The organism is Rhodococcus sp. IEGM 27, from assembly GCF_033142305.1.
In the GTDB taxonomy this organism is placed as follows: Bacteria; Actinomycetota; Actinomycetes; order Mycobacteriales; family Mycobacteriaceae; genus Rhodococcus_F; species Rhodococcus_F oxybenzonivorans.
Genome location: NZ_JAWLSG010000001.1, coordinates 354,019 through 373,213 on the forward strand (window position 1 = coordinate 354,019; position 19,195 = coordinate 373,213).

Genomic DNA, 19,195 nt, shown 5'->3' on the forward strand with positions numbered 1-19,195 from the left:
CTGAAGAGCAACTATGGCGCAACCGAATTATCGGTGTCGGGTATCACAGCGTCACTGCTCGCGATCCTGCACGAGTACGGCTTTGCCCAGCACGCGCCCTGCCTCGAGGTCGCGCAGCGCCTCCGCGGCGTCGGCCAGCGGGTATCGGCCCGTCACCAGCGGCGTCAGACCTCGCTCGATGTGCCCGAGGAGTGCAGCGTGCACCTCGGCCAGCGCGGCCGGTTCGGTACGGAGGAATTCACCCCACGCCGCCCCGACGATGCTGATGTTGCGAAAGAGCACACGATTCAATTTGACCTCGGGAATCGCTCCGCCGGCGAACCCGATGACCAGCAGCCGCCCTTCCGGGGCCAGCACCCGCACCGCTTCGTCGAATGCGTCACCACCGACCGGATCGACGACCACCTGTGCGCCGACACCACCGGTCAGGGCGCGAACATGCTCGCCCCAGCCTTCCCTGAGCCGCACGACCTCGTCGGCGCCCAATTCCCGCAGGAACTCCCCGGCACCGTCCCGCCGCACGACGGCGATCACCCGCGCGCCGTGGGCCTTCGCCAGCTGGATCGTCGACGTGCCGACACCACCCGCCGCGCCCAGCACGACGACCGTCTCACCGGAACGCACATGCGCGCGCCGTTGCAACGCGAACTCCATCGTCTGATAGTTGACGATGAGGGACGCAGCGGCCTCGAAGCTCAGCGAGTCGGGGATCGGCAGCACCTGTGCGGGCGGCACGGCGACCCGCTCGGCGTATCCGCCGACGTGCGAGACGGCCAGCACCCGCCGACCGGGTTCGAGCCCGCTGTCCGGCGGCGCCGACACGACAACCCCGGCCACTTCCGCCCCGGGAACGAACGGCGGCTCGGGCCGAAGCTGATACTTGCCGTAGCTGATGAGCAGGTCGGGGAAACACACCCCACTCGCCCGGACATCGATCAGCACCGCACCATCAGCCTGCGGTTCGGGCACCTCCTGCACCGTCATGCCATCCGGCCCGGACAGTTCCGTCACCACCACTGCGCGCATTCCCGAATGCTAGACGCGTACCGGGACCGGAAGTGATCAACGAGCGAAGAGACGTCTCCGCTTGCGGGCGACAGCCACCATTTCGACCTTGTCCGTCATCTTCACCCGGGGTCGGCCGGACCCTTCCGCGCGCGCAGTCTCGGCCTTGTCGATCGCCCGCCAGCCGGTGAAACCGATCTGCTCCGGCTGCCGGCGCTCGACGAGCTTCTTGACGTCCTTGCGGGTTCCGACGTCGCCGCGAAGTTTGCCCGCCTCGAAGTCCTCGAGCAGGGCGGCGACCGTCTCCTTGGCGCACGCCTTGTTGGTTCCGATGACACCGCTGGGACCGCGCTTGATCCACCCCGTGACGTACACGCGGTCGGATACGCGGCCGCGTTCGTTGGGGATGACGCCACGTTTCTCGTCGAACGCGACGCCACCCACGGGATTGCCGCGGTAGCCGATGGAGCGGAGCACGAGAGAGGTGTCGAGCGAGCCGTTGTCGTCGACGGGCCGGGCGACGACGGCGCCGGACTCGTCGACGACGAGTTCGTTGCGTCCGAAGCGCAGCGCCTCGGCCCTACCGGATCCCGTGATGTCGAGCGGGGACGTCAGGTACCGGAACACGATCCGCTTGTGTCCGGGCCGCGGAGTGCGTGCGGCGAACTCCTGCGCCAGCCGGACCTTCATCGCAGTGGCCGGGTCGTCGAGCAGTGCGCGGCTGCCGTCATCGAGGTCGAGATCGGCCTCGTCGATAACGACGTCCACGTTCTCGACATCGCCGAGCGCAAGGAACTCGGGGTTGCTGTATGCCGCTTGAGCGGGACCTCGGCGACCCAGGAGAACAACCTCCTCGATGTTGCTGTTGCGCAATGCAGCAAGTGCGTGGTCGGCGATGTCCGTCCGTTCCAGCTCCGCCACGTTCATCGTGAGGATGCGGGCGACGTCCAGCGCGACGTTGCCGTTTCCGACGATCACGGCCCGCTTCCCGGAGAGGTCGAACGTGCGATCGGCATAGTCCGGGTGGCCGTTGTACCAGGCAACGAACTCCGTGGCAGCGTGCACTCCGGGTAGGTCCTCGCCGGGGATGTTCAACCGTCGGTCGCTCGACGCGCCCACCGCGTAGACGACCGCGTGATGGTTGCGGAGGAGTTCGTCGTGGGTGATGTGCTTGCCGACCTCGACGTTGAGGTGAAATTCGAAGTTCGGGCGGTCGAGGCTCCACTCGAACATCCGCGTCACCTCCTTGGTGCCGGGATGGTCCGGCGCGACCCCGGCGCGGACGAGGCCCCACGGCGTCGGCAGCTTCTCGAACATGTCGACCTCGACGTCGGAGCGCTCGAGCAGCTCACCGGCGGCGTAGCAGGCAGCAGGCCCGGCACCGACGACGGCGACCCGCAGCTTCCCCAGATCCCGTCGCGGCGGGGTGGCGGGAGTGAGCGGAAGCCACCCCGTCGGCATGGGATTGGTCGTGTAGTAGTCGGCGTTGATGTCCTTGTAGCGGGTGAGCGATCCCAGGAGCTTGTCTTCCGGGAAGATCGCGTCCACGGGACAGGCGTCGACGCACGCCCCGCAGTCGATGCAGGTCTCGGGGTCGATGTGGAGCATCTCGGTCTGAGCGAACTCCCGCTCCTCCGGCGTCGGATGGATGCAGTTCACGGGGCAAGCGGAGACACAGCTCGCGTCGTTGCAGCACGCCTGCGTGATGACATATGCCATTTGCGGATTCCTCACACCTGTTCGGACCATGTGTTCGTGTGTGTTACACGAAGTAACAGTTATGGAAACTGTACTGAGAAACGCGTCTCCGAACAACCCTCGCCGCCGAATGCGAGAATCAGGAGACTGTCCACGAGCGAAGGAAACGCACCTTGTCACTCGATCAGCCACTGGCCGTGCTCCCCGATCGCGGCCGAGTTTTCGAGACTTCCTGGCCCGTACGCACCGGGGACATCGACGCGGCCAAGCGACTGCGCCTCGACGGAATCGCCCGCTACCTGCAAGACGCCGGGCTGGACAACCTCGAGGCCGTCGACGCCGCCGAGAGCCACCCCCTGTGGATAGTCCGCCGCACGGTCATCGACATCATCCGTCCGGCGGTGTGGCCTGAACGCGTGCACCTTCGCCGCTGGTGTTCGGGGTTGTCCACCCGATGGACGAACATGCGGGTACAGATCGAAGGCGAAAAGGGCGCCCTGATCGAGACCGAAGGATTCTGGATTCACATCAGCGCCGAAACCGGGATGCCGACGCGCATCGAGGACGGGTTCATCGATGCACTCGGTGAGTCCGCCAACGAAACGCGCTTGAAGTGGAAGCGCTGGCTGGTCGAGGACGCTCCGTCGACCGACGAGGAAGGCGTCGAGGAGACGCCGTTCGGGCTGCGCCGCACCGACATCGACCCGTTCGACCACGTCAACAACGCCGTCTACTGGCAAGCGGTGGAAGAGTTGTTGGCCGATCACGAGCACCCGGGTGGCGGCCGCCTCGTCGACAACCCGCACCGCGCCGTGCTCGAGTACCTGTCGCCGATCGTGTCGACGGACAAGATCATTCTTCGCTCGCGCCGCGACGACACGTCGTTGACGGTGTGGTTCCTGGTCGACGACACCGTGCGGGCAGTCGCCAAGGTAGGTCCCCTCTCCGTGTGATCAGACCATCTGCTGGGTACCGATTACCCGCAGCACATCGAGCCTCGCCCGGGCGTCGGAACCCGGTTGCGGCAGGTACACCAGCAGGTGTTGGTAGGCGCTCGGTGTCAGAAGCGTCTCGCACACGAGGTCGATCCGTCCGACCTCCGCGTGGAGCACGCTCTTGGTGTCGGAGCGGCGTACCGCCACGTCATGGCGGTCCCACAGCGCTGCGAACTCGGGGCTCCGCTCGCGCAGTCGAGTCACCAGTTCCGTCACGTCGGCGTCGCCCGCCCGGCGCGCCGCGGTGGCCCGCAGATCCGCGATCTGGTTCGCGGCGAGCCGCTCGTGTTCTTCCTCGGGGAACATCGAACGTTCCCCCGGGTGCACGAAATACCGCCACGGAAGGTAGCGGTCGAGACCGGAGAACGTGGACAGGTCCCCGAACAGGGCGACGTGCATGCGGTTCTGCAGCAGCACCTCACCGAGGTCGGAGATGACGCAGGACGGGGTGTCGTCAAGCTTGTCCAGTAGGTGCAGCAGTCCCGGCCCGACGTGCTTGTCTCCTACCGCACGCAGCGGTGGCACCTGTCCCGACAACAGGTACAGATGGTCACGCTGGTCATCGGTCAGCCGCAGTGCCCGGGCAAGGGAGCCCAGCACCGAGGTCGACGGGTGCGGGCCGCGAGCCTGCTCGAGCCGGGTGTAGTAATCGGTGGACATACCTGCGAGCAGCGCGACCTCATCGCGTCGCAGTCCGGGTGTCCGGCGCCGGACACCCGGCGGCAAGCCCACATCCGCAGGGACCAACTGCTCTCTGCGACGGCGGAGGAAGTCGGCCAGCTCGGTGCGGTCCATGGACCAACTGTGCCCCACCCGCGGATACCCTGCCAGGGATCGCCGGTCCCCCGATGAAGGGTCTCTGGTTGTCGTGTCCCGAGCGGATCACGCTGGTGTCGGTCCCACACCACGACGATCGTCAGGAGCACATCATGGTCCCCACAACCTCACTCGGAACCACAGGTCCCACCGTCAGCCGGATCGGACTCGGCGCCATGGGCATGTCCGGGATGTACGGCCGGTCGGAAGACGCGGAGTCGACCGCAACGATCCACTCCGCCCTCGATGCGGGGATCGACCTCATCGACACCGGCGACTTCTACGGGTCCGGTCACAACGAGACCCTGATCGGGGCAGCGCTGTCCGGCCGCAGGCGCGAGGACGTCACGTTGAGCGTGAAGTTCGGCGCAATGCGCGGACCGGGAGGCACGTGGGGCGGAGTCGACAACCGGCCCGACTCGATCCGCAACTTCCTCGCCTACTCGCTGCAGCGACTCGGCGTCGACTACATCGACATCTACCGTCCCGCCCGCCTCGACCCCAGCGTGCCGATCGAGGACACCGTCGGCGCGATTGGTGAACTGGTCGAGGCCGGCTACGTGCGGCACATCGGACTGTCGGAGGTGGGCCCCGAGACGATCCGCCGAGCGGCCGCCGTGCATCCCATTGCCGACCTGCAGATCGAGTACTCGCTGATTTCGCGCGGCATCGAGAACGAGATCCTCCCCCTGTGCCGCGAACTCGGCATCGGCGTCACCGCGTACGGGGTGCTGTCCCGCGGTCTGCTCAGTGACTCGCTGCGGTCGAATTCCGCGCTGGCGCCCGACGATTTCCGCGCCTACAGCCCGCGCTTCCAGGGCGAGAACCTCCGACAGAATCTGCGGCTCGTCGACACGATGGCCGAACTCGCCGCGCAACACGGGGTGACCGTCGCGCAACTCGCGATCGCCTGGGTGCTCGCGCAGGGCGGCGACATCGTCCCGGTCGTCGGCGCCCGCAAGGTCACCCGCCTCACCGAAACGCTCGGCGCGCTCGACGTGCACCTGAGCGCCGCGGACCTGGCCGGCATCGCAGAAGCGGTTCCCGATTCCGCGGTCGCCGGAGACCGCTACGCACCCGCGCAGATGGCCCAGCTCGACAGTGAACGGACCACGGCCGGGCAAAGCTAGTTCACAGCGTCGTGGCGGCCGGCGACCAACGGCTGCAGGAACTCGGCCCAGCGGGCGAACACCTGGTAGTGGCCGCCGCCCACCCAGATATGGGTGTCGGCGGCGCCGAGTCGCTGAACGAGGCGCCGATACATCTCCGGGGCCAGGATGTCGTCGGCGTCGCCGTAGAACACGTCGACCGGCTGGGTGATGTCCTCGGGCACGAACCCCCAATCGAGGAACGCCCACATGTCGTCGAGAATTCCGACGCCTCCCTGGACCAGCGCCTCTCCCATTTCTTCCTCGAACATCGGTTCCAGCACCGGGTCGAGCAGCACGTCCCGGTCCGCGGGGGCCTCCTCGGCGAGGTGTGTGACGAACTTCCGCAGATCGCGGCGGGACGCTTTCGACTCGTGTCGCGCTGCAGCGGTGGCGACGAAACGAGCATGGTTGAGTCGCCAGATCATACGCAGGTCGCGGTTGAGCACGAGGTCCCGGGAGCCTTGCTCATCGAACGGGCCGAGCGGGGAGGCCAGCACCAACCGGGTGACCCTGTCACCGAGCAGGTGCGCTGCGGCCAACGCGTGCGGTCCACCGCCGGACCAGCCGGCGATTGCGAATCGCTCGATCTCCAGCTCGTCCGCGAGAGCGGCGACATCCTGCGGCCAGTCCAGCAGACTCCGGCCCCGCAGCTGGGTGGAGCCCCCGACGCCGGGGCGGTCAGCGGTGATCAGCCGCAATCCGAGAGACCGGGTGAGGGTGTCGTCGGGGTACCGGGCGAGACGGGAGTCCCCGGTGCCGTGGGCGAAGACCACGGGTATGCCGTCGACGTCGCCCCACTCTTCGTACGCGAGTGTCCGACCGTCGGCTAGCTGGAGGGAGGCCACGGCTGCGACGCTACCGGCCGTTGCGAGGCCCGTCTCGACAATCCGAAACCATGCCTTAGCGTCTAGCCATGGCCACGCACAACACCCCGCACATCCGCACGCTGATCCTCATGCGGCACGGGAAGTCGGCATACCCGGCAGGAGTCGCCGACCACGACCGCCCGCTCGCCCCTCGGGGCCGACGCCAGGCCGCGATCGCCGGAGACTGGCTCAGGGCGATGCAGCCACCCGTCGATGCGGTGCTGTGCTCGACCTCCGTGCGCACCCGCGACACCCTCGCCGCCGCAGGGGTCACTGCACCAACTACCTTCAGCGAGGCGCTCTATGGTGCGTACCCCGCGCAGGTGGTCGCCGAGATCGCAGAGACCGACGCATCGGTGCGCACTCTGCTGGTCGTCGGACACGACCCTGGAATGCCCACAACCGCACTCGATCTGGCGGGCAACCCCGACACCGGGGATGCGGTGGCGATACGCGAGAAGTTCCCGACGTCCGCACTCGCCGTGCTCACCGTCCCGTGCAGCTGGGCCGAACTCACCTCGAGCTCGGCGTCGCTGACCACGTTCCACGTTCCGCGGTAGAACAGGCCCGACACAGAAGGCCCCACCCCCGAAGAGAAAGGGGTGGGGCCTGGTCTGGGTGAACGGCCGACGAGTCCTGAGACTCGTCAACCACTCACAGGGGCTGCGCCCCTACCGGTAATCGTTGCTGAACCCGTAATCGTCCAGCGGCACCGCAGCACCGGTGTTCTGGCCGAAGCCGTCCGGGCTGTAGTACTGGTCGTCGTAGGACGGAACCGCGTACGCCGCCGCACGTGCCTCTTCGGTGGGCTGAACCTGGATGTTGCGGTAACGGTTGATACCGGTACCGGCGGGGATCAGCTTTCCGATGATCACGTTTTCCTTCAGACCGATCAGCTTGTCCGAGCGGCAGTTGATTGCCGCATCGGTCAGCACGCGAGTGGTCTCCTGGAACGACGCCGCAGACAGCCACGAGTCGGTGGCCAGCGATGCCTTGGTGATACCCATGAGCACCGGACGACCGGCCGCAGGCTCGCCACCTTCGGACACGACCCGACGGTTGGCCGCCTCGAAGTCGGCCCGCTCGGTCAACGAACCGGGCAGGAACTCCGTGGCACCCGAGTCGATGATCGTCACGCGACGCAGCATCTGGCGCACGATGACCTCGATGTGCTTGTCGTGGATCGACACACCCTGGCTCCGGTACACCTCCTGGACCTCGTTGACGAGGTGGATCTGCACCTGGCGGGGGCCCATGACACGCAGCACCTCGTGGGGATCGGCAGCACCTTCCATGAGCTGCTGACCGACCTCGACGTGGTCACCGTCGGCCAGAAGGCGTTCGGTGCCGTCCTCATGCTTGAAGACACGCAGACGCTGACGCTTCGAGAGCTTGTCGTAGACAACCTCTTCGCCACCGTCGTCCGGGACGATGGTGATCTTGTAGAAGCGGTCGCCGTCCTCGAGCTGGACACGGCCGGTGACGTCGGCGATCGGGGCCTTGCCCTTGGGGACGCGGGCCTCGAACAGTTCCTGAACACGCGGCAGACCACCGGTGATGTCGTCTCCGGCGACACCACCCTGGTGGAACGTACGCATGGTCAGCTGGGTGCCGGGCTCACCGATGGACTGTGCGGCGACGATACCGACGGCCTCACCGATGTCGACCAGCTTGCCGGTGGCCATGCTGCGGCCGTAGCAGGTGGCGCAGACGCCGGTGCCGGTGGTGCAGGTGAGCACCGAACGGACCTTGACCTGCGTGATGCCCGCTTCGAGCAACGCATCGATAGCCGGGTCGCCCAGGTCGTGACCACGCTCGACGATGACGTTGCCGTTCGCGTCGACCGCGTCGGCGGCCAGCGTACGGGCGTACGTGCTGGTCTCCACGTGAGCATCGCGGATCATCGTGCCATCGGGCTGCTTCTCCGCGATGGTGGTGACGATGCCACGCTCGGTTCCACAGTCGACCTCACGAACGATGACGTCCTGCGACACGTCCACCAGACGACGGGTCAGGTAACCCGAGTCGGCGGTACGCAGCGCGGTGTCGGCCAGACCCTTACGGGCACCGTGCGTGTTGATGAAGTACTCGAGAACGGTCAGGCCTTCCTTGAAGGAAGACTTGATCGGACGCGGGATGAACTCACCCTTCGGGTTGGTCACCAGACCCTTCATACCGGCGAGCGAACGAACCTGAGTCATGTTGCCGGCGGCGCCGGACTTCACGATCATCGGGATCGGGTTGTCGTCGGGGAAGTGGGCCTCCATGGCCTTACCGACCTCGTCGGTGGCCTCGGACCAGATCTTGACCAGGGCGCTGTTGCGCTCGGTCTTGTTCAGGGCACCACGCTGGTACTTCTTCTCGATCTGATCGGCCTGAGCCTCGAAGGACTCCATGATCTGAGCCTTCTCCGGCGGCACGAGGACGTCGGAGATGGAGACCGTGACACCGGAACGCGTGGCCCAGTAGAAGCCGGCGTCCTTCAACTTGTCGACGGTCTGCGCGACCACGATCATGGGGTAACGCTCGGCGAGGTCGTTGATGATCGTCGCCTGACGCTTCTTCGGCATCTGCTCGTTGACGAACGGGTAGTCCGCCGGGAGCAGCTCGTTGAAGAGCACCCGACCCAAAGTCGTCTCCGCGGTCCAGCCGTCACCGTAGTTCCAGCCCTCGGGGAACAGCTCCGACTCGAGGTCACGAGGCGGGCGCTGCTGCGTGAGCCGCACCTTGATCTTCGCCTGCACGACCAGCGCACCACGATCGACGGCCATCTGAGCCTCGGCAGGCGAGGAGTACACGCCCTGTTCGGCGCCCTCTCCGTCGGAAGCCTTCAGCTCGCCGGTGGCACCCTCGTCCAACCGGGTCAGGTGGTACAGACCGGTGACCATGTCCAGACGCGGCATGGCGAGCGGTCGACCCGACGCGGGCGAGAGGATGTTGTTCGACGACAGCATCAGGATGCGCGCCTCGGCCTGCGCCTCCGCGGACAGCGGAAGGTGCACGGCCATCTGGTCACCGTCGAAGTCGGCGTTGAACGCCTCACACACCAGCGGGTGGAGCTGGATGGCCTTGCCCTCGACCAGCTGCGGCTCGAAGGCCTGGATGCCCAGGCGGTGCAGCGTCGGTGCACGGTTCAGCAGCACGGGGTGCTCGGCGATGACCTCTTCGAGGACGTCCCACACCTGTGCGCGCTGACGTTCCACCATGCGCTTGGCGGACTTGATGTTCTGCGCGTGGTTCAGGTCGACCAGACGCTTCATCACGAACGGCTTGAACAGCTCGAGCGCCATCAGCTTGGGCAGACCACACTGGTGCAGCTTCAGCTGGGGACCGACGACGATGACGGAACGACCCGAGTAGTCGACGCGCTTACCGAGCAGGTTCTGACGGAATCGACCCTGCTTGCCCTTGAGCAGGTCGCTCAGGGACTTCAGCGGGCGGTTACCGGGACCGGTGACCGGACGGCCGCGACGGCCGTTGTCGAAGAGTGCGTCCACCGACTCCTGCAGCATCCGCTTCTCGTTGTTGACGATGATCTCGGGGGCACCGAGATCGATCAGTCGCTTGAGGCGGTTGTTGCGGTTGATGACGCGGCGGTACAGGTCGTTCAGGTCGGACGTGGCGAAACGTCCACCGTCGAGCTGCACCATCGGCCGCAGCTCCGGCGGGATCACCGGAACAGCGTTGAGAACCATGCCCATCGGCGAGTTCTGATTCGTCTGGAAAGCTGCGACGACCTTGAGACGCTTCAGTGCGCGGAGCTTCTTCTGCCCCTTGCCGCTGCGGATGGTCTCACGCAGGTTCTCCGCTTCGGCGTCGATGTCGAAGTTCTCCATCAACTTCTGGATCGACTCGGCGCCCATGGCACCGGTGAAGTACTCGCCGTAGCGGTCGACCAGCTCGCGGTACAGCAGCTCGTCGACGATGAGCTGCTTGACGCTCAGCTTGGTGAACGTGGTCCAGATCTCGTCGAGACGATCCAGCTCCCGCTGGGCGCGATCGCGGAGCTGACGCATCTCGCGCTCGCCGCCGTCCTTGACCTTGCGGCGGACGTCGGACTTTGCGCCCTCGGCCTCGAGTTCGGCGATGTCGGCCTCGAGCTTCTGCGCGCGAGCCTCGAGGTCGGCGTCACGCTGATCCGCGACAGCCTTCTTCTCGACCTGCATCTCGGCTTCGAGCGTGGAGAGCTCGTTGTGACGCAGCTCCTCGTCGACACCGACGATGACGTATGCGGCGAAGTAGATGATCTTTTCGAGATCCTTCGGCGCAAGGTCGAGCAGGTAGCCGAGCCGGCTGGGCACGCCCTTGAAGTACCAGATGTGGGTGACCGGGGCAGCCAGTTCGATGTGGCCCATGCGCTCACGGCGAACCTTGGCGCGAGTCACCTCGACGCCGCAACGCTCACAGATGATGCCCTTGAAGCGGACACGCTTGTACTTACCGCAGTAGCACTCCCAGTCCCGGGTGGGGCCGAAGATCTTCTCGCAGAAGAGGCCGTCCTTCTCGGGCTTGAGCGTGCGGTAGTTGATGGTCTCCGGCTTCTTGACCTCGCCGTAGGACCAATTGCGGATGTCCTCTGCACTGGCGAGGCCAATGCGGAGTTCATCGAAGAAGTTGACGTCGAGCACGTAACTTCCTTTCCCCAGAGGGATTGTGGATCAGCGGTGGCCGCCGATACCTGACTGCCAATTCAAATGTGAACTACGCCCCCGGACCCCTGATTTCTCACGGGCCCGGGGACCGAAACCTAGTTCGCGAGGTCGTCGACCGTGGCCGCTTCGTTCCGGGACAAGTTGATGCCCAGGTTCGCTGCGGCGCGCTCGAGGTCCTCGTCGTCGCCGTCCGCCATCGCGATGGCCGCACCGTCCGAGGACAGCACCTCCACGTTCAAGCAGAGCGACTGAAGCTCCTTGAGGAGCACCTTGAACGACTCCGGGATACCCGGCTCGGGGATGTTCTCGCCCTTGACGATGGCCTCGTACACCTTGACTCGACCCACCACGTCGTCCGACTTGATGGTGAGCAGTTCCTGCAGCGTGTAAGCCGCGCCGTAGGCCTGCATCGCCCAGCACTCCATCTCACCGAAGCGCTGACCACCGAATTGGGCCTTACCGCCGAGCGGCTGCTGGGTGATCATCGAGTACGGACCCGTCGAGCGAGCGTGGATCTTGTCGTCGACCAGGTGGTGCAGCTTGATGATGTACATGTAGCCGACCGACACCGGGTACGGGAACGGCTCGCCGGAACGGCCGTCGAACAAGGTGGCCTTTCCGTCGGACGCGACCATCACTTCGCCGTCACGGTTCGGCAGTGTCGAACCGAGAAGACCGGTGAGCTCGTCTTCCTTGGCACCGTCGAACACGGGGGTGGCGATGTTGGAGTCCGCGGGAGCGGACAGCATCTCCTCCGGCAGCTGCTCGGCCCAATCGGGACGCGAGCCGTCGCCGGCGACCTGCACGTTCCAGCCCGTCTTGCCGATCCACCCGAGGTGGGTCTCCAAGATCTGACCGATGTTCATACGACGCGGAACACCGTGGGTGTTCAGGATGATGTCCACCGGGGTGCCGTCGGGCAGGAACGGCATGTCCTCCTGGGGGAGGATCTTGCCGATGACGCCCTTGTTGCCGTGGCGGCCGGCGAGCTTGTCGCCGTCCTGGATCTTGCGCTTCTGTGCCACGTAGACGCGGACCAGCTCGTTGACACCGGGGGGCAGATCGTCGTCGTCGTCGCGCGAGAACACGCGAATGCCGATGACCTTGCCGGTCTCACCGTGCGGAACCTTGAGCGACGTGTCGCGGACCTCACGAGCCTTCTCACCGAAGATGGCGCGCAGCAGGCGCTCCTCGGGGGTCAGCTCGGTCTCGCCCTTGGGCGTGACCTTTCCGACCAGCACGTCACCGTCACGAACCTCGGCACCGATACGGATGATGCCGCGCTCGTCGAGGTCGGCGAGGACCTCGTCGGAGACGTTCGGGATGTCCCGAGTGATCTCCTCGGCACCGAGCTTGGTGTCGCGGGCATCGATCTCGTGCTCCTCGATGTGGATCGAGGTGAGAACGTCCTCCTCCACGAGGCGCTGCGACAGAATGATCGCGTCCTCGTAGTTGTGGCCTTCCCACGGCATGATCGCGACGAGCAGGTTCTTTCCGAGGGCCATCTCACCGTTTTCGGTGCAGGGGCCGTCGGCGAGGACCTGTCCGGTCTCGACACGCTGTCCCTCGTCCACGATCGGACGCTGGTTGGCGCAGGTGCCCTGGTTCGAACGCGCGAACTTGCGCATCCGGTAGGTCTTGCGGGTTCCGTCGTCGGCCATGACCGTGACGTAGTCCGCGGAGACCTCTTCCACGACACCGGTCTTCTCGGTGATGATGACGTCGCCGGCGTCGACTGCAGCCCGCAGCTCCATGCCGGTGCCGACCAGCGGAGCCTCACTGCGAACGAGCGGCACCGCCTGACGCTGCATGTTCGCGCCCATGAGGGCACGGTTGGCGTCGTCGTGCTCGAGGAACGGGATCATCGCGGTTGCGACGGACACCATCTGTCGCGGCGAGACGTCCATGTAGTCGATGTCGGCGGACGACACGAACTCGACCTCGCCGCCCTTACGACGAACCAGAATGCGGTCGTCGGTGAAGTGACCGTTGGCGTCGATGGCCGAGTTGGCCTGGGCGACGACGTGGCGGTCCTCTTCGTCCGCGGTCAGGTAGTCGACCTGGTCCGTGACCTGGCCGTCGACGACCTTGCGGTACGGCGTCTCGATGAAGCCGAACGGGTTGACCCGTGCGTACACCGACAACGAACCGATCAGACCGATGTTCGGACCCTCAGGGGTCTCGATCGGGCACATGCGGCCGTAGTGCGACGGGTGAACGTCTCGCACCTCCAGACCAGCTCTTTCGCGCGACAGACCACCCGGGCCGAGGGCGGACAGACGACGCTTGTGCGTCAGCCCCGACAGCGGGTTGTTCTGGTCCATGAACTGCGACAGCTGGGAGGTTCCGAAGAACTCCTTGATCGCAGCGACGACGGGCCGGATGTTGATCAGTGTCTGCGGCGTGATCGCCTCGACGTCCTGGGTGGTCATGCGCTCACGAACCACACGCTCCATGCGGGACAGGCCCACGCGGATCTGGTTCTGGATGAGCTCACCGACCGTGCGCAGGCGACGGTTACCGAAGTGGTCGATGTCGTCGACCTCGACGGGGACCGTGACGCCGCCGGGGGCGGTCATCTCGGTGTCACCGGCGTGCAGGCGCACCAGGTACTCGATGGTGGCGACGATGTCTTCCTCGGTGAGGGTCGACGCCACGATCGGCTGCCCGATGTTCAGGCCCAGCTTCTTGTTGATCTTGTAGCGACCCACACGTGCCAGGTCGTACCGCTTGTCCTTGAAGAACAGGTTCTCCAGGAGCGTCTGCGCGCTCTCCTTGGTAGGCGGCTCGCCCGGGCGCAGCTTGCGGTAGATGTCGAGCAGCGCCTCGTCGGTGCCCGCGGTGTTGTCCTTCTCCAGCGTGGCCATGAGGATCTCCGAGAAGCCGAAACGCTCGGTGATCTGCTCGGTGGTCCAGCCGAGGGCCTTCAGCAGCACGGTGACGGGCTGACGACGCTTGCGGTCGATGCGGACACCAACGGTGTCGCGCTTGTCGACGTCGAACTCGAGCCATGCACCGCGGCCGGGGATGACCTTGACGCTGTGCAGGTCCTTCTCGGTGCCCTTGTCGACCGAATGGTCGAAGTACACGCCAGGGGAACGCACCAGCTGCGAGACGACGACGCGCTCGGTGCCGTTGATGATGAACGTGCCCTTGCCGGTCATCATCGGGAAGTCACCCATGAAGACCGTCTGGCTCTTGATCTCACCGGTGTTGTTGTTGATGAACTCCGCGGTGACGAACAACGGCGCCGCGTAGGTCATGTCTTTGTCTTTGCACTCGTCCGTCGAGGCCTTGACCTCGTCGAAGCGTGGGTCCGAGAAGGACAGAGACATCGAGCCCGAGAAGTCCTCGATCGGAGAAAGCTCCGCGAGAATGTCCTCGAGACCGCCGGAGATTGCGCTGTCGCCACGAGCGGCGGCGCGCTCGCGCCAGCTCTGCGCACCGATCAACCACTCGAACGAATCGGTTTGTACATCAAGAAGCCCGGGAACTTCGAGGGGTTCGCGAATTTTCGCGAACGAAACCCTCTTCGGGGCTCCGGGGATTCCGGAAACTGCCTTGGTCTGGCTAGAGACTGCCAAGATGCGTCCTTCCAGCACCTCACGCGGGCCGCTCTGTGCTGTTGCGACCGCCGCTGTATCTGCTTTGAATTTCGCTGGTTACAACCCGAACGAAACCCGTCACAGAGGCGAGAAGTGGAAACACTTCACAGCAGTTGAGACGAGAGGTGGACAGGAGGCAGCCAGCGCAACGTCCAAAAGTACACCCAAACTCAGCAGATGTCGAGTCAGGCAGCCGAAGGAGCACCCAGCCGGGCGCTCGGCCATGCGCCGGAAGCGCATGTTCACGCATCAGAGTGACGCGTGATCACCCCGGCGTCAAGAGTCAGCGTGCGTGTCGCGTCGTCTCCGCGTCGTCGAGAACCGCCCGCCGCGCCTGTTCACCACCCCTTCCCCGCAGCCCGGGGGCGGTGAACAATATGCCCACGCGATCGCCGAGACCTCGGGGGAAGGAGGGCCGTGACGCGCTGGAGTGCTCTCGTCGTTGCCCGCCCGAAGCTGGTCCTGACGGCGGTGATTCTTCTCGTGCTGGCGAGCGGCGCCTGGGGTTCGGGTGTGTTCGACCGGCTGAGCCTGGGTGGGTACACCGACCCCGGCAGCGAATCGGCGGGCGTCGAGAGCCTGATCGAGGAGGAGTTCGGCCGCCAGACGCCCGACCTCGCGGTGACCTACACGGCACGTCCCGGAGAGTCGATCGACGCCCTGGGTCCCGAGGTGTCCGCGCGGCTGGCGCAGATCGATCCGGCTGCGCTTGCCAACACTCCCCTCTCGTACTGGACGGCGCCGGCGCAGGCCCGGGAGTTTCTGCGCTCCACCGACGGCACCGAGGGACTCGTCGTCCTGTCTCTACGCGGCAGCGAGAACACCCGGATCGCCGCGTACCACGATCTCGCACCCCTTCTCCTCATCGACGGTGTGAATACCGAGTTCAGCGGATTCAGCGTGATCGCCAATGCATACAACGAGGAGTCGGAGAGCGACCTGATCACGGCCGAAGCCATTTCCTTCCCGATCCTCCTGGTTTTGCTCCTTGTCATTTTCGGCGGACTCGTGGGGGCCGCCGTCCCCCTGTGCATCGGCGGCCTCGCGATCCTGGGCGCACTCGGTGCACTGCGAGGAATCTCCTACGCCACCGAGGTCAGCGCGTTCTCGATCAATATCGCCAGCCTGGTCGGGCTGGGGATGTCCGTCGACTACGGGTTGTTCGTTGTAACCCGGTTCCGTGAGGAACTGCGGTCCGGGGCCGAGACCTCGGACGCTGTTCAGCGCACCATGGCCACCGCTGGACGGACCGTGGGATTCTCCGCACTTCTCCTCGTCTGCGGCTTCGTGGGCATGCTCGTCTTCCCGCAGGCGCTGGTCCGGTCGTTCGCCTACGGGGGCATGGCAGCCATCGGTATCGCCGCTGTCCTGTCCCTGTCGGCGCTACCCGCCGCACTCACCGTCCTCGGCCCCCGAATCAACTCGCTCACCTGGCGCCCGGGAGTGGTCGAACGTAGCGAGGACCGCGCGCACCGATTCTGGGGCGGTGTCGCCGCCCGGGTGATGCGGCGGCCCGTCTCTGTTGCCGTCGGCATCGTCGCCGGGCTGCTGGTCCTCTCCGCCCCGCTCGTCGGCGCCTCGCTGGGCGACCTGGATCACACCGGGCTGCCCGCGGGTCATCCGGCCCGCCTCGCCGTCGACGACCTGGCCACCGACTTCCCGCTCGCCAACAACGGTGCGACTCTCGTCCTCTTCGGCACCGACGGCAAGGCTCCGCCGGCTTCGGCGACGGCGCAGTTCTTTCAGGCGACGGCGGAGGTGGAGGGCGTTCGCCGCGTGGTTCCGGTCGGCACCACGGAAAGCTTCACCGCAATCCGGGCCATCTTCGACGACGCCGACAGAACGGAAGGGGCGATGACGACGGCAGCCACTCTCCGCGATCTCCCGGCGCCGGCAGGCACCGAGAAACACATCGGCGGGCTCAACGCCCTCACCGCCGACGGGCTGGACTCGATGGGCGCCACACTGCCGTGGATGATCGGGATCATGGTGGCCGTCACCTTCGCCCTGATGGTCCCGGCCTTCGGCTCCGTGGTCCTGCCGTTGAAGGCGATCGCGATGGCCGCCCTCAGCCTCGCCGCCTCGTTTGGGGTTCTGACGTGGATCTTCGAGGACGGTCACGGAGCCGAACTACTCGGCGTGACGCCGGGCCCACTGCCCGCGACGATGGTCGTCCTCATCATCGCCGTCGTGTTCGGACTCTCCACCGACTACGAGATCTTCCTGATGTCGCGGATGGTCGAGGCCCACGAGCAGGGCGCGTCAACGGAAGATGCCGTGCGGATCGGCACCGCGCACACCGGCCGCATCGTCACGGCCGCGGCCGCACTTCTCATCGTTGTCACGGGAGCCTTCACCCTCTCGGACCTGACGATGATGCGGTTCATCGGCCTGGGCATGATCGTGGCCTTGATCATCGACGCCACCGTGGTCCGGATGATGCTCGTCCCCGCCCTCGTCGCACTGATGGGTGAGGCGAACTGGTGGGCGCCCGGATTCCTCACGCCGCGACGGGTACCGCCCGACGCGAACGGACACTCGAAAACCACTGCCGCACAGACTTTGCCGGTCGACACGTCACGCCGATAGGCACACCGAACCGCACGATCCTTGCCGCCCTGACGAATTGGTTGTTCAGCTGACTACACAGTTCCGAGGCCGGTCGTCCGGGGAGCGTAGATCAGCTCAGCCTTCGCTGTCCGAGATGTCGGACAGCACCCACTTGCCGTCGACCTTCTCCAGCTTGACCGACAACGGTGTTGCCGCACTACCCTGCGCCACAGCGTCTCCCGTGGCGCTCACGTTCATGTGCGCCAGAAGTTCCGCCCTGTCTCCTTCGAGGAAGGTGACACCGATGTCGGTGACCGACGCCTCGGTGGCCGTCTTGGTCTGGATGGCCGCGTCTTTCGTCGTCGCCGCAGTCTGATCGAACTCGGCACGCTTGGCCTCGTTCAAGTAACCACGGGCCTTCTCGAAGTCCTGGTCGATCGTCTCGTAGCTGTAGGTGTACAGCGACTCGATCGCCTCGGTTCCGGCCTTGGTCACCTCCGCGGTGCCACTCTCGTCCACCCACGCGGTGTTGCTGATGTGCCCGCCCGGCTGAAATGCCGCCACGACCGCGAAGATGCCCAGCACCGCTGCGACAGCACCCAGTATCCCCACCAGCTTCCACGTGATACGGCTACCGCTGCTCTCCGGTGTCGCCTTCGGAGCCGACTGGGTACTGATACGCGGCTGCAGGTTGGGAACCTTCGCCTTCCCTGCCGCACTTGCCTTGGCCGTGGACACGGTCTTGGCGCCCGGCGCCGCCTTCTTCACCGGCGTCGACTTCGCCATCGATACCGGCTCACCCGTGCCAGCGGTCTTCGTGTCAGCAGTCTTCGTGTCCGGCGTCGCGGGCGTGTCGACGGCAGCCGCTGCCGCCACATTCTCCTGCCCGACAGGGCTTTTCGCGGTCGGGTCCTGCTCGGGATCAGTCGACGACTTCTTCGAGAGTTTCGTCGTGGGCGAAGGCGGCGGAGTTACTCGCGATGCCGGGTCGTCGACACGGTTGCGGGTTCCCGCTACCCGGGGACGCCTGCCCTTTGCAGCGCTGTCCGGCACGTTGTTACGGCGCTTGGGGGGCATAGTTCACCACTTTCTCATTGCACGACGAACTCTCGTCGACGTGGGCACCGCGGCGACGAATCCGGCGCGGCTCATCACAACTACTGACCGCCGGTGTCACCGGGCGCCGGAACCAACTCGGGCGCGGGGGCGGCCGGACCATCGGTCGGTGCCGGGGCCTGCTCCCCCGGTGCCGGTACCGGTGCCTGCTCTGCCGGTGCCGGTGCGGCGCCGTCGGCGGGCAGCGGGCCGTTTTCGAGGGGGATACGCGCACCCACCGGCTCGACGGAAGACGCCTTCCAGACACCATCGACGTCCTGCACGTCCAACCTCATGGTGACCTTGGACTTGTCGAAACGGTCAGGCCACGTCGTGGTGACCGCTACGACGACCAGCGCCTTCGCGAGGCCGTCATCCGTGTTCAGCTCCGTCAGAGTGCCCTGCATCAGTTCGGCCTTGCTCGTCGCACCCGACTGGCGCATCTGGTCGGTGAACCCGTCCATGGTCGCCTGAAGATCCTGGTTCATTTTGTCGCCCGTGATGGACGACTTCATGTTCTCGAAGGATCCTTCGAGGTTTGCGGAGTCGACCGAATTGAGGTTGATCGCCGCCTGCTGCGCACCGTTCAACGCGGAATCTCGTGCGTCGGCGATCGGCTTGTCCACGAAGAGCGCTCGCGCCCACCCGAAGCCAAACCATCCGGCTGCAATCACCGCGACCACCACCAGTGCGGTCACCGCAGCAAACGAGGCCTTCAGAGTTCTGTCCTTCCCCGGAGCCGATGAGTTCGACTCCGGGGGC

Annotated in this window: 12 protein-coding genes; 4 read left to right on the forward strand and 8 right to left on the reverse strand. The window is 65.8% G+C overall.

Translation table 11 applies throughout. From position 1 onward, the window contains the following. Positions 1–51: 51 nt before the first annotated feature. Positions 52–1,026, reverse strand: coding sequence for an NADPH:quinone oxidoreductase family protein (locus tag R4P95_RS01610; RefSeq protein ID WP_317746652.1), 975 nt, complete (start codon positions 1,024–1,026; stop codon positions 52–54). Between the two features lie 36 nt (positions 1,027–1,062). After that, positions 1,063–2,724 (reverse strand): FAD-dependent oxidoreductase, encoded by a 1,662-nt coding sequence (locus R4P95_RS01615; protein WP_317746651.1) that lies wholly within the window; start codon positions 2,722–2,724, stop codon positions 1,063–1,065. A 152-nt stretch (positions 2,725–2,876) separates the two neighbouring features. Between R4P95_RS01615 and R4P95_RS01620 the strand changes: the two genes are divergently transcribed. Further along, the gene (locus R4P95_RS01620) at positions 2,877–3,656 is read left to right on the forward strand and encodes an acyl-[acyl-carrier-protein] thioesterase (RefSeq protein ID WP_317746650.1); all 780 of its coding nucleotides are present in this window, start codon (positions 2,877–2,879) and stop codon (positions 3,654–3,656) included. On the opposite strand, the gene R4P95_RS01625 is transcribed toward R4P95_RS01620, so the two are convergent. Further along, the gene (locus R4P95_RS01625; RefSeq protein WP_213573060.1) at positions 3,657–4,493 is read right to left on the reverse strand and encodes a helix-turn-helix transcriptional regulator; all 837 of its coding nucleotides are present in this window, start codon (positions 4,491–4,493) and stop codon (positions 3,657–3,659) included. 134 nt (positions 4,494–4,627) lie between these two features. Here R4P95_RS01625 and R4P95_RS01630 point away from each other — a divergent pair, with 134 nt between their 5' ends. Continuing rightward, positions 4,628–5,644 (forward strand): aldo/keto reductase, encoded by a 1,017-nt coding sequence (locus R4P95_RS01630; protein WP_317746648.1) that lies wholly within the window; start codon positions 4,628–4,630, stop codon positions 5,642–5,644. Here the strand turns inward: R4P95_RS01630 and R4P95_RS01635 are convergent. Continuing rightward, positions 5,641–6,510 (reverse strand): alpha/beta hydrolase, encoded by an 870-nt coding sequence (locus tag R4P95_RS01635; RefSeq protein ID WP_317746647.1) that lies wholly within the window; start codon positions 6,508–6,510, stop codon positions 5,641–5,643. The two genes, R4P95_RS01630 and R4P95_RS01635, sit on opposite strands and share 4 nt — an antisense overlap. A gap of 68 nt (positions 6,511–6,578) precedes the next feature. On the opposite strand from R4P95_RS01635, the gene R4P95_RS01640 reads away from it, so the two are divergent. Further along, positions 6,579–7,091, forward strand: coding sequence for a histidine phosphatase family protein (locus tag R4P95_RS01640; protein ID WP_317746646.1), 513 nt, complete (start codon positions 6,579–6,581; stop codon positions 7,089–7,091). Between the two features lie 111 nt (positions 7,092–7,202). Here the strand turns inward: R4P95_RS01640 and R4P95_RS01645 are convergent, their stop codons facing one another. Together R4P95_RS01645 and R4P95_RS01650 are read right to left on the reverse strand one after the other, a co-directional pair. Continuing rightward, positions 7,203–11,159, reverse strand: a complete 3,957-nt coding sequence (locus tag R4P95_RS01645) for a DNA-directed RNA polymerase subunit beta' (RefSeq protein ID WP_109327993.1) — start codon at positions 11,157–11,159, stop codon at positions 7,203–7,205. Positions 11,160–11,278: 119 nt separating this feature from the next. Further along, complete coding sequence (locus R4P95_RS01650) at positions 11,279–14,785, reverse strand: DNA-directed RNA polymerase subunit beta (protein WP_317746645.1); 3,507 nt, start codon at positions 14,783–14,785, stop codon at positions 11,279–11,281. 420 nt (positions 14,786–15,205) lie between these two features. Here R4P95_RS01650 and R4P95_RS01655 point away from each other — a divergent pair, with 420 nt between their 5' ends. Beyond that, entirely contained in the window at positions 15,206–17,377 is a 2,172-nt protein-coding gene (locus R4P95_RS01655; RefSeq protein ID WP_317746644.1) for an MMPL family transporter, read from the forward strand. 96 nt (positions 17,378–17,473) lie between these two features. Here R4P95_RS01655 and R4P95_RS01660 read toward each other — a convergent pair whose 3' ends face one another. Further along, a complete protein-coding gene (locus R4P95_RS01660) occupies positions 17,474–18,415 on the reverse strand; it encodes a hypothetical protein (protein WP_317746642.1) in 942 nt (313 codons plus the stop codon). Positions 18,416–18,495: 80 nt separating this feature from the next. Continuing rightward, complete coding sequence (locus tag R4P95_RS01665) at positions 18,496–19,131, reverse strand: hypothetical protein (RefSeq protein ID WP_213578212.1); 636 nt, start codon at positions 19,129–19,131, stop codon at positions 18,496–18,498. Between the last annotated feature and the right edge of the window lie 64 nt (positions 19,132–19,195).

Excerpts from the sequence above, each read along its gene's own strand:
- R4P95_RS01615 (WP_317746651.1), bottom strand. The coding sequence starts at position 2,724 with ATGGCATATGTCATCACGCAGGCGTGCTGCAACGACGCGAGCTGTGTC.
- R4P95_RS01625 (WP_213573060.1), bottom strand. The coding sequence starts at position 4,493 with ATGGACCGCACCGAGCTGGCCGACTTCCTCCGCCGTCGCAGAGAGCAG.
- R4P95_RS01630 (WP_317746648.1), top strand. The coding sequence starts at position 4,628 with ATGGTCCCCACAACCTCACTCGGAACCACAGGTCCCACCGTCAGCCGG.
- R4P95_RS01660 (WP_317746642.1), bottom strand. The coding sequence starts at position 18,415 with ATGCCCCCCAAGCGCCGTAACAACGTGCCGGACAGCGCTGCAAAGGGC.
- R4P95_RS01610 (WP_317746652.1), bottom strand. The coding sequence starts at position 1,026 with ATGCGCGCAGTGGTGGTGACGGAACTGTCCGGGCCGGATGGCATGACG.
- R4P95_RS01640 (WP_317746646.1), top strand. The coding sequence starts at position 6,579 with ATGGCCACGCACAACACCCCGCACATCCGCACGCTGATCCTCATGCGG.